This window comes from Methylococcus sp. EFPC2 (genome assembly GCF_016925495.1).
Taxonomy (GTDB): Bacteria; Pseudomonadota; Gammaproteobacteria; order Methylococcales; family Methylococcaceae; genus EFPC2.
On sequence record NZ_CP070491.1, the window covers coordinates 1,426,033 to 1,438,709 of the forward strand.

The window sequence follows — 12,677 nt, forward strand, 5'->3', positions numbered from 1 at the left end:
GCTACAACTCCTCAATTACAGGGTCTGGGTGGCGAAGCTCAGCATCTGATCGGCGGTTTCGATCGCCTTGGAGTTCATCTCGTAGGCGCGCTGGGTTTCGATCATGTTGACCAGCTCTTCCACCACGTTGACGTTGGAGGTTTCCAGCGAGCCCTGGGTGACCTTGCCGAAGCTGTCCAGGCCGGGCGTGCCTGTCAGGGGCGCTCCGCTGCTGGCGGACTCGCGGAAAAAGTTCTCGCCGACCGGCTCCAGCCCGCCCGGATTGGGAAAATCGGCCAGCTGGATGTCGCCGACCTGGACAGGGGTAGCGTTGCCCGGCTGGGTCACGGTCACCGTGCCGTCGCTGCCTATGGTGATGCTGCTGGCATCCTGCGGGATGGTGATGGCGGGCTCCAGCGGATAGCCGCCGTTGGTGACGATCTGGCCCGTCGCGTCCATCTTGAATGAACCATCGCGGCTGTAGGCGATATCGCCGTTGGGCATCAAAATCTGAAAGTAGCCGCGCCCGTTGATGGCGATGTCGAGGGAATTGCCGGACTGGACGATGTTGCCCTGGGTATGGATCTTCTGGGTCGCCACCGTGCGCACGCCGGTGCCTAGCTGCAGGCCCGAGGGCAATATGTTGTTCTGCGTCGCCTGCGCGCCGACCTGACGCACGTTCTGGTACAGCAGATCCTCGAACATCGGGCGCTCTTTCTTGAAACCCGTCGTGTTGACGTTCGCCAGGTTGTTGGAAATGATCTGCATGTGGGTCTGCTGGGCATCCAGGCCGGTCTTGGCGACCCAAAGGGATGGTGTGGTCATGGCGGTATCCTCACAAACGGCGGTGCCGGGCACCGCTGACTAACTCGAATTCTTAGGTTCAGCCCATGCGCATGAGCTGGGCGCTGGCCGCTTCGTTGTCTTCGACGGCCTTCATCATCTTGATCTGCATCTCGTAATGCCGCTGCAGCTCTATCATGCGGACCATTTCTTCCACCGAGCTCACGTTGCTGGTTTCCAAAACCCCGCTCGCCAGCTTCACATCGGGGTTGGCCGGAGCCGGCTGTCCGCTCGCCCGGCGCATCAGGCCGTCCAGGCCTTTTTCCAATTCGCTGCGGGGCGGGTTGACCAGCTTGAGCTGGTCCAACTGCGCCAGTCCCGCAGCGTTGGAGCCCTGCGGGATGATGCTGACCGTTCCGTCTATCCCGATGTCCACCTTGTCCGCCGGTGGTAGCGTGATAGGCCCGCCGGCGCCGATCACCGGCAGCCCCTGTCCATTCAGCAACCGTCCTTGTTCGTCGATATGCAATTCCCCTGCCCGCGTATAGGCCTCCGTGCCGTCCTTGGCCTGCACGGCGAACCAGCCTTCGCCATTGATGGCCATGTCAAGATTCCGTCCCGTGGTGACCTGCGGTCCCGCCGACAAATCGACACCGGTGCGCTCCGACATGGCGAATACCCGGCTCGGATGTCCGGGTCCGAACAAGGGCTGGCTGCGAAACTGCTCCAGGTCGGCCTTGAACGCGGTGGTGTTGACGTTGGCCAGATTGTTGGCGTTGGCGTTTTGGGCCAGGAGTATCTCCTTGGCCCCGCTCATGGCGACAAATAGACTGCGATCCATGGTTGTTACCTTTTCGAAATGGGGTATCGGCTATAAGGGCCGGGCGGACTTGCCGCGTTCCCCGGTACTCGTCGAACCGATACCCGGCTCAAGTTTCGTTTATTGGATCTGCATCAAGCTTCTGATCGTTTCATTCTCGGTGGAAATGGCCTTCGCATTGGCCTGGTAGGCCTGCTGGGCGATGATCAAATTCACCAGTTCCGCCGCCAGTTCCACGTTGGCGCTTTCCAGGGAGCTCGACGCGATATCGCCGAAGCCGCCGACTCCCGCGGATCCCTGTTTGGGCGCGCCCGAACTGGCCGTTTCCCCCCACTGGGTGTCGCCCAGCTTGGCCAGGCCTTGCGGGTTGTCGAAACGCACCAGCGCCACGCGCCCCAGGGGTTCGTTGGCGCCGTTGCTGAAACGGGCGAAGACGGTGCCGGAGTCGTCGATATCTATGCTGCTCAGCCGGCCGCTGGCCAAGCCGTCCTGTGTCAGCGCGCTGACCACGAAATCACTGCCGATCTGGGTGCTGTTGCCCAGATCCAGGCTGACCGTCATCGGATCCGCATTCGGTGCGATGGTCGTCGACGTATAGGCCAGCTTGCTTCCTCCCGTCGCCACGGCCGTGCCATTGATGCTTGCCAGATTGCCGGAAGTGTCGAAGGTCAAGGTGTCGCTGGGTGGCGGTCCGCCGGCGGAAGCCGCGGTCGTTACCTGGGTATCGTCGATGTAGCTGTAGACGGACCAGGAATTGACCACCGGGGGCGTCGCGGCGAGATCGTTTTTCGACACGAAATATTGCGAGAAGGTGTGCGCGTTGCCCAGGGAGTCGTAGACCGTTACCGATGTCCCGTGGGTATAAGTGTTCGGATCGACCACGCCGCTGACCGGACCCGAGAACGCCGTGGCCGGGGCTTCCTTACGGGCATCCAGGTTGAAACCCACGGAAACGGCCGTGGTCGCCTGCGGCTCCGACTGGCTGCTGTCGATCTGCAACGGCTGCAACTGCAGGGGATTGAAGCCATCCGCGACGGTGGAGCCCAGCGGCTGTTGTACCAGCAACGGCTGGCCGTTGTTGCTCACCACGTAGCCCTGGTTGTCGGTGTGGAACATGCCCGCCCGGGTATAGACACGCTCGGAGCTATTGATCACGCTGTCGCCCAGCACGAAGAAGCCTTCGCCGCTGACGGCAAGATCGAGCGTATTTCCCGTGCTTTGGATATTTCCCTGTTGAAACAATTGCGCGACGTTAGCCGTCGCCACGCCGGAGCCGACGGTGGTCTTGCCGCCGCCGCCTACGCTGGTCGCATATACATCGGCAAATTCGGCGCGCGACTTCTTGAATCCTGTCGTACCGGAATTGGCAATATTGTTGCCTATCGTATTCAGCATGGTGGATGCGGCGTTGAGACCGCTCAATGCAGTATTGAAACTCATGACACTCCTCCCAGATTACAAAACTTCGCGTATGTCCCCGAGACCGTGTCGGCCGAGAACGCCCAAATCGACCTCGATACCCTGGCTGCCTCCCAGCGTCACCGCTTCCACCGGCGTCCTGATATTGGTCTCCAAGGCCTGAGTCTTGCCGTCGAGCATCGCTTCCAGCGTCACGCTGTAAACGCCCGGTGCGGCCCGGCTCACGCCGTCGTCCTTCAAACCGTCCCATTCGAATGCCAGCCTGCCGGCCGCCTGGCTTCCCAAGTCCACGGTCCGCACCGTGACCCCGCTGGAATTTTTCACTCTCAGCGTCACGAGATCGGATTCCACGGGCAACACCGCGTGGCCGGAAACTCCCCCGTTGGCGCCGAGGACGCCCTTGGTCGAAGCGACGGCGACGTCCTTGCCGATCAACTGGGATGCCTGCAAAGCCTGGTTTTCCGTGACCGACGAGGAAAAGCTGTCGAACTTGCTGCCCAGAGACTGGATGCCGCTGACCATGCTGAATTGGGCCAACTGAGCGACGAAAGCCGCACCGTCCTGCGGATCCAGCGGGTTCTGGTTCTGCAGCTGGGTGGTCATCAGTTTCAGGAACGCATCCTGTCCCAGTTCGTTGCTTTTCTTGGTGGACTGGGCCGTTTGAGTCAGGCCCAGAGATTGCAAAGTGCTGATATCAACGGACATGGCCGCCTCCTAAAGCGTTATTGCCCCATGCGCAGGGTCTGCAACATGAGCTGCTTGGCCGTGTTGGCGACCTCCACGTTGTCCTGGTAGGCGCGCGATGCGGCGATCATGTTGGTCAGTTCTTCCACGGTATTGACGTTGGAACGAAAGATGTAGCCCTCCTCGTTGGCCAGCGGGTGATCCGGTGCATACTCCAGGTGCGGGGGGGCCTCGCTCTCGACCACACCTAGAACCTGCACCCCGGCGGCTCCAGCCCCCTGCTCTCCGCCGATCTGCGCCTTTTCACCCATCGCCGCCTGCAACTGCGCCGCGAACACCGGCTGCCGTGAGCGGTAGACCTGATTGATGCTGCTGCTGACGCTGTCCACGTTGGAAATATTGCTGGCCACCAGGTTGAGCCGGAGGTTTTGCGCGGCCATGCCGGAACCGGCGATATCGAAGACTTTTAGCGATGACATGATCAGTCTCCAGTGAGCGCGGTCCTGATCCCGCTGAATTTGTCGCTAACGATGCGCAGGCTGAACTGGTAATCCATGGCGTTTTGTGCGTAGCGCACCTGCTCTTTCTGCGATTCCACGGTGTTGCCGTCCAGCGAGGATTGATCCGGCACGCGGTATTTCAGCTCGCTCTCGTGACCGGCTCCCGAAGAGCTCAGGTGGTTTTTCTGCGTTTGCACCAGCTTCGCCACCGGTTCGCTCACGCCTTTCAATACGCTCTGAAAATCGAGGTCACGCGCTTTGTAATTGGGGGTGTCCGAATTCGCTATGTTGGAAGCCAGCACTTCGGTGCGCCGCTCGCGCAAACTCAACGCAAGCGGGTGTATGCCCAATGCATTGTCGAAATTGATCGCCATGGATGTGTCCTCCGCTCTGTTGATGCAGGGCAAGCACATTCAGGGCCAAAAAATATCGTCATATATTTCAATTACTTATTGTTTGCTATTGGATTCGAGCGCCGGAAAGCGGCAATTTTCCGCCGCCGGCAGGGCGGTCCAGCCGCCCGGCGACATCGCTGCCCCCGGATCAAAAATGCGCGTGGCACGCCGCTCCGACACGGACCGATGAGGTATATCGAGATGACGGCATCAATCATGCATATAAGGAACGCAAGAACAGGAGCACCCCCATGCGCGGACTGACCCTCATCATTGCCCTCAGCATCGCCTGGCCTGTAATGGCCGAGGATGTCATGCAGCCTCACGAGTCCATCCTGTCGGCCATACGGCAGGAATTGGAGTCAAATTTCCGCCAGTCCGAGGGAACCTATGAAATCGACATCGCCCCGCTGGACAAGCGACTGCAATTGCCGCTTTGCCCGCATGATCTAAAGGTCATCCGCCAAGTCGGCAGCCGGGACGCCGGCCATGTATCCTTGAACATACGTTGCGACGGAACACCCGGATGGAGTGTTTATCATCGGGCTTATGTGCGGGTTTACCGGGAGGTGGCCGTATTGCGGCGGTCGCTGAAACAGGGCGAACTGGTCGCCGCATCCGACCTTACCCTGGAAAAACGCGACCTCGCCCAACTGCGCGGAGGTGGCGATGTGGCAAGACCTGAATTGGCCGTCGGCAAACCGGTGCGGCGCTCACTTTCCGCCGGTACTGTGTTGAATTCCGATCATCTCGGATCGATTAAACTCATACGACGCAACCAGGTGGTCGTCATCCAGGCAAGCAACCCGGGTTTCGAGATCAGCATGAACGGTATTGCATTGATGGATGGCGAGATCGGACAACGAATACGGGTACGTAACGAAGTATCCAAACGCATTGTCGCGGGCACCGTCGTCAATGAAGGAGTCGTCAATGTTTCGGATTAAGCCGCCGGAAATTCGGCGGTTTTCCTCAAGATTCAAGCACGCCCGCCGATACTCCTGACAGAATCTTAAGGGGAGAGCCGTCATGGACATACATTTAACCCGCTTCGACAGCAAGACCACCGTTGCTTCGAGCAAGAGCAAGCCCGCTGAAAAAGCGTCCGTCACGGAAAACCAGGCCCGGCCAGCCGGCGGGAGCGCTGGTGAAACGTCTTTGAAGCTGACCGCATTGACCGCCAGCTTGGAAACTGTCCCACCGGTCGACGATGCCAAGGTGAAACAGGTATCCAATGCCCTGCAATCGGGCAACTACCAGGTCCACGTTCAGCGGCTGGCGGATAAGATTTTGAACTTCGAAAGTGGCCTGCCCTAAACTAGGGTCGACTGAGCATGAGCAATGACATCACCACCCTAGGGGCGCAATTCGACGCGCTCCACCAGCGCCTGTCGGCCATGCACGATCTGTTGGTATGTGAGACCGAACAACTCAAGCTGCGCGATGCCGAAGGGCTCGTCGCGACGGGGAAGGCCAAAGCCGCGCTGGCCAGCGAAATAGACGGTATCACGGACGTGCAAAACACCTTGCTCGGGAGATATAAATTGCCGCCCGGCCGGGAAGGAATCGAGATATTGTTGAATGCCTTGCCTCCCGAAGCTCCGGCGGCACTCAAACTTCGAAAAATTTGGCAGGAAATTCGCGCGGTCGGCAACGAATGTCGCCGACTGAACGAAATCAACGGTGCCTATATAGGTCTGCTAGGCAAACACGTGGACCGTGCCTTGGATCTGTTGCACGGCCGCGACACGCTGGAATTCGTCTATGGTCCGGACGGTGCCAGCCGCAAGCCATACGCCTCGCGCAAGCTAACCTCCGCCTGAGTCGCTCCGTCCCCCGAGGGCTTGCCCGCACTTCGGCTTCCGTTCACACGACACAGCCCTCATTTTTCGGCCGGCGCCGGGAAGCTCAGGTGGTGGCCAATTCCTTCTGAGCTTACCTGTTCCTCCATGCCAGTCCCGCTTGCCGTCGTACCCCAAGCGTACTCCTGGAGTTGGCTCGGTCAAAACGCATTCCGGCGCCCGAGCGGTGTGAGATTCGCTTAGACGTTGATGACTGCAAAGCAAGCCCGCGGCTGTCACGCGGTTCGCTGGCCTGCTGGGCATCCGTCACCGTCGCCCTAGAGTGGGTCACGCTGGGCAAGGACTACGTCGGAAGCGTTCTAGATAGCGTCGTCACAAGATTATGAGAGAATAGTTCTATCTCAAATTTTCTTTGAAAGGAAAGATGGCGGATTCAGGGCATCGGCGACACGATATATCGGATCGAGTCTGGCAATTATTGGAGCCGCGGTTGCCGGGGCGAGAAGGTGCTTGGGGTGGTAAAGCGCACGATAACCGCCGATTTATCAATGCGGTTTTTTGGATTTTGCGCACTGGCGCGCCGTGGCGAGACTTGCCGCCCGACTACGGCGATTGGAAAAACACCCATCGCCGTTTTTGCCGTTGGCGCGATAAAGGCATATGGGAATCCTTGTTGGAACAGTTGGTGATCGAACCTGACTATGAATGGCTGATGATTGATGCCAGCCACATTAAAGTCCACCCACATGCGGCGGGCGCCAAAGGGGGCAGCCAGGATATAGGGGTCACAAAAGGGGGCTCAACAGCAAGATACATCTGGCCGTGGATGCGCATGGTATGCCGCTCAGAGTCATTGTTACAGCAGGTGCCGTGGCAGATTGTACGCAGGCTTCAACCTTGATCGCGGGTTTGGATGCCCAGCATCTGCTGGCGGACAAAGGCTACGACACGGACGCCATCGTCGCCCAAGCACAAGCTGCCCATATGGCGGTAGTCATTCCGCCGAAGAAAAATCGCACCGAACTTCGCGCGTATGACCGAGACCTTTACCGCCTTCGGCATTTGGTGGAAAACGCCTTTCTACACCTGAAGCGCTGGCGCGGTATTGCAACTCGTTATGCCAAAAATACCGCTTCATTCTTGGCGGCGGTGCAGATTCGCTGCATTGCTATTTGGGCCGCTATCTTATGACGACACTATCTAGACAGGTGCTTACTCCCTGCGAGCCAATCAGTACGGCCAGGATGGCTGGGAGCTTGAGTTCCGTACTGACCACCCTGAAAAGTCAGGAGGTTCTGAGACGTGGGGCCCTGAGATGGGTTCGGGGCTTGCGGCGGCAGGCGCAGTCAGGAGCCTGACGCAAAAAACCCCGCGTGATGCGGGGTTCTGTGTGACTGTCCGGCTCAGGAGTCAGAGTCGGCCGTCAATTGACTGGCGGAGAGAGAGGGATTCGAACCCTCGATACGCTATTAACGTATACACACTTTCCAGGCGTGCTCCTTAAACCACTCGGACATCTCTCCAAAACAGCCGCAATTATATAGAGCCCGAGAGAGTTTGTCAGCCCCACATTGATTTAGAAGCATGGGTCCGTCGTGCTGGGCCATAAGCTGACCCTGGAGGATGATGCGTACTTGCATGAACAGATCGCGGGGCAGTCCCCGCAGCAATTGAAACGGCCCTTCGCCCTCTGGACGCGTCCGGCGATTAATGCGCTGATCCAGGCGCGGCCAAGACGGTGGGTGGTGATACGGCGGTCAAGGAAAATACTACGGGGTGCGGGGGCTATGAACCCCACGGTGAAACACCGCTTCTGAAGACCCAACGCGTTGTCACACGCGATCGATGATTTCCGCGATCTTCATGCCGGGCAACTTGGCTATGCTGCCCCTGTCTCGATTTTATGTCACGCTAAGTTAAGGCGGGCCGACCGCATAGAAAAAGGCCGTGCTCGCGCACGGCCATTGAAGAGAGGGTAAATGTGAAGCTTAATCTGTGCTTCAGCTTATTCTTTTTTGTCGCCTGCCTCCCAGCATGCCAACCAATCCGAGACCCACTAAGCCAAGACTGGTAGGTTCAGGTACTCGCCCCGGAACGGGCGGGTCGAGCGCGATCCAGTCGTTGGCACACCCCATGGTCCAATGGACAGTAAAGCCTTTCGACGCCGTTCCTTTTCGGAATTCGTCGAACAGGTTGAGATCGAGCGCCGCTTCGATCAAGTAATGAGAACCGCCCAACGCGCCGAGCGTCTGATGTGGCTTCCCGTTGTAACGCGCTCCCTCGGGTCGGTAGGAGAGCGTAGCGTCGCCTATCACCTGGCCAGAATTGATCGACGTCGGGTGTTGACGTTGATAGTCGCTGGGAGTCTCAGACTCGCTAATCTTGCCCGGCGACTCCCAAAGCCCCAGGTTCCACGCATCGACCTTGTAAACTTGTCCGGCAACTCCGACTCCTGCGCCCCAGCGATCGGTACCGGTCACGGGATCGCCCACCGTCACGACCCCATATTCGTAGGTATGATCGTTGCCGAAATCCAGCGCAATGTCGCCGGGCCGCCATTCACGCGTGTTGGGGGTAACACCGGTTACGATAGCGATATAAAGTGTCGAACCGTCCAGTTCCAGATACATGGCCTCCGCGTCGTAAGCCTGCCCGCCCCACCCCGGTTCGAGGTAAGCACTGGCACGCCCGGACTGATCTTCGCTCGCGAACAACGTGGTTCCCGGACGTTGCAGGCGGTTCCAATCGTCCGCGTTGCCGGTAGGCGTATGAATCCAGTCTTTAAGATCGCCATCCACCGAGACCGGGCCGGCCATGATGGAAGAACTGGCCAAACTGGCGAATAACAGCACTGTCAATTGGAATTTCATGGTCCTGTCTCTCATTTTGCAGTTTCCACCAGTAACGCAAGCAAAATGCCAAATGCTCGACGTGCCGGAATTCCAGCCGAAAACCGATATACTGGAACCAGCAGCCTGACAGGCCTGGCGGTAGCACTGACAATGCCGTCAGGGCGCCTGTCACAACCGTCTCACTCAAGGACAGGCATTTGAGCGACATGATCCATTCGATTTCGTTGCGATCCCTCTTGGAGACCCACGATCAGCCTTTCGTCATCATTGATTCCAGCTTGACCATACAGGGAGTCAACAGAGCCTATGAACGCCACTTTACCGTCGACAAGAATGAGCTGATCGGCCGCCCCTGCTGCTGTGTCACCGGAGAGCAGAGTTCCGCGCCAGACTGCCGCCATCGACATTTGTTTCGGGACTACGAGCCTTATCACCTGACCCATACGGTATCGCTCGATGGCGGAGAACAAAGGAGCTATCAAGTCCGCGGCTATCCCTTGGTGGATGCGGACAAGGTAATCTATCTCGGCGAGTCCATAGTGCCCTTGGACGGTGCCGGCTCTGCGGCCTCTGGCGGATTGGCCGGCGCATCGCAAGCTCACAAGGATCTTCTTCATCACCTCGATCTGGCCGCGCGCAGTCCCGTACCGGTGTTACTGCTGGGTGAAACCGGATCGGGCAAGGAAGTTGCTGTGGAATATCTTCATACCCACTCCGCTCGGTGCGACAAATCCCTGATCGTCGTGGATTGCACGGTACTTGGGGAGGATTTGTTCGAAAGCGAGGTTTTCGGTCACGAAAAAGGCGCGTTCACCGGAGCCGGAGGGCAAAAAAAGGGCTTGTTTGAATTGGCGGATCAAGGCACCTTGTTTCTGGACGAAGTCGGTGACCTGCCTCTGTCGCAGCAACCCAAGCTGCTGCGGGCACTGGAAACGGGGACGTTTCGGCGAGTGGGCGGTTCTGAACTTAGACGTGCGGACGTCCGCGTGGTCGCGGCCACACATCGCAGTCTGCCGGAACTGGTCCGGCAGGGACGGTTTAGGGAGGATTTGTATTACCGCCTGGCGGTCTACACCGTTCATGTTCCGCCGCTACGCGAGCGCAAGGAAGACATAGCGCCCATCGCAGATTTGTTGTTGCGCCAGATAGGGCTCTGCCTGGACCGAACCGTCGCCCTTGCTCCAGAGGCCCTGGCGCGCTTACAGGCGCATGACTACCCGGGCAACGTCCGGGAACTGCGCAACATCCTGCAGTTGGCGGCGACCGTGACTTCGGGGCCCCTCATCGAGGAACGGAGTATAGTGCTGCCGGAACTCCCGCCCCGAAGGGCGCATGTTTCACCCGAGGGGGGCAGCGGGCAAGATCCGGCCAGCGGCGAAATAAGCCCGCTGGAAGCCATGGAATTGGCTTACATACAGGATCTTCTCCAAAAGCACGACGGCAGCCGAAGACGGGTGGCGGCCGAAATGAATATCAGCGAACGTACACTGTACCGTAAGTTGAAACGTTATCGACTGAACGACTGATGAGCCCAATCACGCCTCAACACGATCAATCCGAAATGCTGCGCGCACTGTGGGCACTCGATACGGTGGCACAAAAGCCGGATTCGATGCGCGCGCCGCAAGACATGCGTTTTCGCATCGATTGCATCGACAAGTTGCCGCCGCTACCGGAAATCGCCCGTCGCGTGCTGGCATTGCGCGAAGACCCATATAGCGATGCCGGCAGGCTTGCCCAAGTGGTGGAACTCGACCCATCGCTCAGCGCGCAAATCGTCCGTTGGGCCAACTCACCGCTGTATGGCAGCCGCAAACACATCCTCTCCGTCAAGGACGCGATCATCGTCGTGCTGGGCTTCGACCAAGTGTTCAACCAGGCCATCGCTCTCTGTGCGATGCGTGCCTTGCAGGCACCCAGAGAGGGTCTGCTCGGCAAACGCTTTTTCTGGCGCCAAACCTTGGCGGGTTCGGCCCTGATACAAAAGCTGGCACAGCACATGGCGACCGAAAACCGCCCCGCTCTGGACATCGCTCATCTGGTCTTCCTGCTGCACAATACCGGCCATCTGCTGCTGGCCCATCTGTTCCGCAAGGAGTTCAACTATCTACTCAAGCTGGCCGATGCCAACCCGAACGCCCCTCTGCTTCCGATCGAACGGTTCGCGCTGGGCGTGGATCACACCCAGCTTGGCGCCTGGCTTATGCAGTCCTGGAATATGCCGGAAGAGTTGAAGACCATCATCCAACATCATCACAATCCCTACTACCGCGGGCAGCACGAAAAATTGGTGTGGATGACCTGCCTGACGGATCGCCTGCTCGGTCAAATCGGAATCGGCGACGCCGTTCAGACGTCGGTGGACGATACGCCGCTTTATGATCAGCTAGGCCTGAACCCGGCCATCAGCGAAGCCTGCCTGGCCCAGGTGGAGAACAACCTCGACGAACTGGATTTGGCAGTCGCGAATCTGGTAGACGAGGGCTAGTCCCTCTCGGATGCCGCAGAGACTCAGGCGGCCCACGCGAAAGCGAACAGCACCGCGCACTCCACCGACTCGATCAGGGCGCCGGCGACGTCCCCGGTAATCCCGCCGATGCGTCGAACCGCCATGGCCCGCAGGCCGATGAAGACGCCCAGTGTGACCAACATCGCCCACACCCCGGCTATTTGAAGCCATAGTAAAGCCGTCGCGGCCACACCCGCCGAAACCCACCAACCCGCCTTCCGCGGCAGGTATTCCGCTAATGCGGAACCCAATCCTCCGGAACGCACATAAGGGGTGGTCAGGAACAGCAGCAGGGCCGCCGAGCGTCCCATGACCGGGGCGAATATCAGGGAAGACCACGCCTCAAGCGTGATGATCCGCTCCAGCGCCGCCAGCTTAAGCAACAAGAGCAGTACCAGTGCCACGACGGCCACGGGTCCGCTATTGGAGTCCTTCATGATCGAGAGCGTCCGCTCGCGGTTGCCCAAACCACCGGCCCACGCGTCCGCGCTGTCGGCCAGACCGTCGAGATGTAACGCGCCGGTAAGCGTCACCCAGCAAGCCAACACTCCGGCCGCCGGCAACAATCCGCCCGCGTGGGCGAGAACCCGCGCCGACAGCAGCAATAGCAAGCCCAAGCACAAGCCAACAACGGGGTAGTAGAGCAGCGAGCGGCCGACCTCGCGGGGCTGGAAATCGCCCTCCAGCCTAACCGGCAGGCGGGTCAAAAACTGTAAGGCGATAAGGAAGGATTTCACGGTCGGTCGATTCATCGAATGGGTATGCTACGCGATGGGTCCCGCTTTCGTCTGGCGGGGCGACCAAAAGGCTCATCAAAGTGAGCCGTTCCAGGCTCCTCCACGGCAACCGTTAAGCATGTCCTGATCATCACCCGGTTCGGGGCGGCGTCCGTAAACGCCGCCCCGTCGAGCAGCATGCTCTCCTGGCCGTGAAG

Annotated in this window: 14 protein-coding genes and 1 tRNA gene; 6 read left to right on the plus strand and 9 right to left on the minus strand. The window is 59.2% G+C overall.

Annotation, left to right across the window (positions count from 1 at the left end):
* Positions 1-15: 15 nt before the first annotated feature.
* From flgG to flgB, 6 genes are all read right to left on the minus strand, one after another.
* Complete coding sequence (gene flgG / locus JWZ97_RS06055; protein WP_205433901.1) at positions 16-804, minus strand: flagellar basal-body rod protein FlgG; 789 nt, start codon at positions 802-804, stop codon at positions 16-18.
* Positions 805-862: 58 nt separating this feature from the next.
* Positions 863-1,603 carry a flagellar basal-body rod protein FlgF gene (gene flgF / locus JWZ97_RS06060; protein WP_205433902.1) on the minus strand — a complete coding sequence of 247 codons (741 nt, stop codon included), beginning with the start codon at positions 1,601-1,603 and terminating at the stop codon, positions 863-865.
* Between the two features lie 99 nt (positions 1,604-1,702).
* Positions 1,703-3,022 (minus strand): flagellar hook protein FlgE, encoded by a 1,320-nt coding sequence (gene flgE, locus JWZ97_RS06065; RefSeq protein WP_205433903.1) that lies wholly within the window; start codon positions 3,020-3,022, stop codon positions 1,703-1,705.
* Positions 3,023-3,037: 15 nt separating this feature from the next.
* Positions 3,038-3,706, minus strand: a complete 669-nt coding sequence (locus JWZ97_RS06070; protein ID WP_205433904.1) for a flagellar hook assembly protein FlgD — start codon at positions 3,704-3,706, stop codon at positions 3,038-3,040.
* 17 nt (positions 3,707-3,723) lie between these two features.
* Positions 3,724-4,164, minus strand: a complete 441-nt coding sequence (gene flgC, locus JWZ97_RS06075; protein ID WP_205433905.1) for a flagellar basal body rod protein FlgC — start codon at positions 4,162-4,164, stop codon at positions 3,724-3,726.
* 2 nt (positions 4,165-4,166) lie between these two features.
* Positions 4,167-4,559, minus strand: a complete 393-nt coding sequence (gene flgB, locus JWZ97_RS06080) for a flagellar basal body rod protein FlgB (RefSeq protein ID WP_205433906.1) — start codon at positions 4,557-4,559, stop codon at positions 4,167-4,169.
* 272 nt (positions 4,560-4,831) lie between these two features.
* On the opposite strand from flgB, the gene flgA reads away from it, so the two are divergent.
* The 4 genes from flgA to JWZ97_RS06100 all read left to right on the plus strand — a co-directional run bounded on the left by flgA (position 4,832) and on the right by JWZ97_RS06100 (position 7,573).
* A complete protein-coding gene (flgA, locus tag JWZ97_RS06085; protein WP_205433907.1) occupies positions 4,832-5,527 on the plus strand; it encodes a flagellar basal body P-ring formation chaperone FlgA in 696 nt (231 codons plus the stop codon).
* Between the two features lie 82 nt (positions 5,528-5,609).
* The gene (gene flgM, locus JWZ97_RS06090; RefSeq protein WP_205433908.1) at positions 5,610-5,897 is read left to right on the plus strand and encodes a flagellar biosynthesis anti-sigma factor FlgM; all 288 of its coding nucleotides are present in this window, start codon (positions 5,610-5,612) and stop codon (positions 5,895-5,897) included.
* A gap of 17 nt (positions 5,898-5,914) precedes the next feature.
* Positions 5,915-6,403 (plus strand): flagella synthesis protein FlgN, encoded by a 489-nt coding sequence (locus JWZ97_RS06095; protein ID WP_205433909.1) that lies wholly within the window; start codon positions 5,915-5,917, stop codon positions 6,401-6,403.
* A gap of 403 nt (positions 6,404-6,806) precedes the next feature.
* Positions 6,807-7,573, plus strand: a protein-coding gene (locus JWZ97_RS06100; RefSeq protein WP_205434573.1) for an IS5 family transposase whose coding sequence is annotated in 2 segments (ribosomal slippage) — positions 6,807-7,182 and positions 7,182-7,573 — 768 coding nt in all. Because the reading frame shifts where the segments join, the coding sequence is not laid out codon by codon here.
* A gap of 241 nt (positions 7,574-7,814) precedes the next feature.
* On the opposite strand, the gene JWZ97_RS06105 is transcribed toward JWZ97_RS06100, so the two are convergent.
* Positions 7,815-7,905, minus strand: a tRNA-Ser gene (locus tag JWZ97_RS06105).
* A gap of 477 nt (positions 7,906-8,382) precedes the next feature.
* Positions 8,383-9,252: a PEP-CTERM sorting domain-containing protein gene (locus JWZ97_RS06110; protein ID WP_205433910.1), complete on the minus strand. Its 870-nt coding sequence runs from the start codon at positions 9,250-9,252 to the stop codon at positions 8,383-8,385.
* Between the two features lie 188 nt (positions 9,253-9,440).
* On the opposite strand from JWZ97_RS06110, the gene JWZ97_RS06115 reads away from it, so the two are divergent.
* Entirely contained in the window at positions 9,441-10,760 is a 1,320-nt protein-coding gene (locus JWZ97_RS06115) for a sigma-54-dependent Fis family transcriptional regulator (protein WP_205434574.1), read from the plus strand.
* Complete coding sequence (locus JWZ97_RS06120) at positions 10,760-11,722, plus strand: HDOD domain-containing protein (protein ID WP_205433911.1); 963 nt, start codon at positions 10,760-10,762, stop codon at positions 11,720-11,722. Before JWZ97_RS06115 ends, JWZ97_RS06120 begins: the two co-directional genes overlap by 1 nt.
* A 23-nt stretch (positions 11,723-11,745) precedes the next feature.
* Here JWZ97_RS06120 and JWZ97_RS06125 read toward each other — a convergent pair whose 3' ends face one another.
* A complete protein-coding gene (locus JWZ97_RS06125; RefSeq protein ID WP_240342511.1) occupies positions 11,746-12,480 on the minus strand; it encodes an adenosylcobinamide-GDP ribazoletransferase in 735 nt (244 codons plus the stop codon).
* Between the last annotated feature and the right edge of the window lie 197 nt (positions 12,481-12,677).

Excerpts from the sequence above, each read along its gene's own strand:
- flgE (WP_205433903.1), bottom strand. The coding sequence starts at position 3,022 with ATGAGTTTCAATACTGCATTGAGCGGTCTCAACGCCGCATCCACCATG.
- JWZ97_RS06110 (WP_205433910.1), bottom strand. The coding sequence starts at position 9,252 with ATGAAATTCCAATTGACAGTGCTGTTATTCGCCAGTTTGGCCAGTTCT.
- JWZ97_RS06095 (WP_205433909.1), top strand. The coding sequence starts at position 5,915 with ATGAGCAATGACATCACCACCCTAGGGGCGCAATTCGACGCGCTCCAC.
- flgC (WP_205433905.1), bottom strand. The coding sequence starts at position 4,164 with ATGTCATCGCTAAAAGTCTTCGATATCGCCGGTTCCGGCATGGCCGCG.
- flgF (WP_205433902.1), bottom strand. The coding sequence starts at position 1,603 with ATGGATCGCAGTCTATTTGTCGCCATGAGCGGGGCCAAGGAGATACTC.
- flgB (WP_205433906.1), bottom strand. The coding sequence starts at position 4,559 with ATGGCGATCAATTTCGACAATGCATTGGGCATACACCCGCTTGCGTTG.
- flgA (WP_205433907.1), top strand. The coding sequence starts at position 4,832 with ATGCGCGGACTGACCCTCATCATTGCCCTCAGCATCGCCTGGCCTGTA.
- flgG (WP_205433901.1), bottom strand. The coding sequence starts at position 804 with ATGACCACACCATCCCTTTGGGTCGCCAAGACCGGCCTGGATGCCCAG.
- JWZ97_RS06115 (WP_205434574.1), top strand. The coding sequence starts at position 9,441 with ATGATCCATTCGATTTCGTTGCGATCCCTCTTGGAGACCCACGATCAG.
- JWZ97_RS06070 (WP_205433904.1), bottom strand. The coding sequence starts at position 3,706 with ATGTCCGTTGATATCAGCACTTTGCAATCTCTGGGCCTGACTCAAACG.
- flgM (WP_205433908.1), top strand. The coding sequence starts at position 5,610 with ATGGACATACATTTAACCCGCTTCGACAGCAAGACCACCGTTGCTTCG.
- JWZ97_RS06120 (WP_205433911.1), top strand. The coding sequence starts at position 10,760 with ATGAGCCCAATCACGCCTCAACACGATCAATCCGAAATGCTGCGCGCA.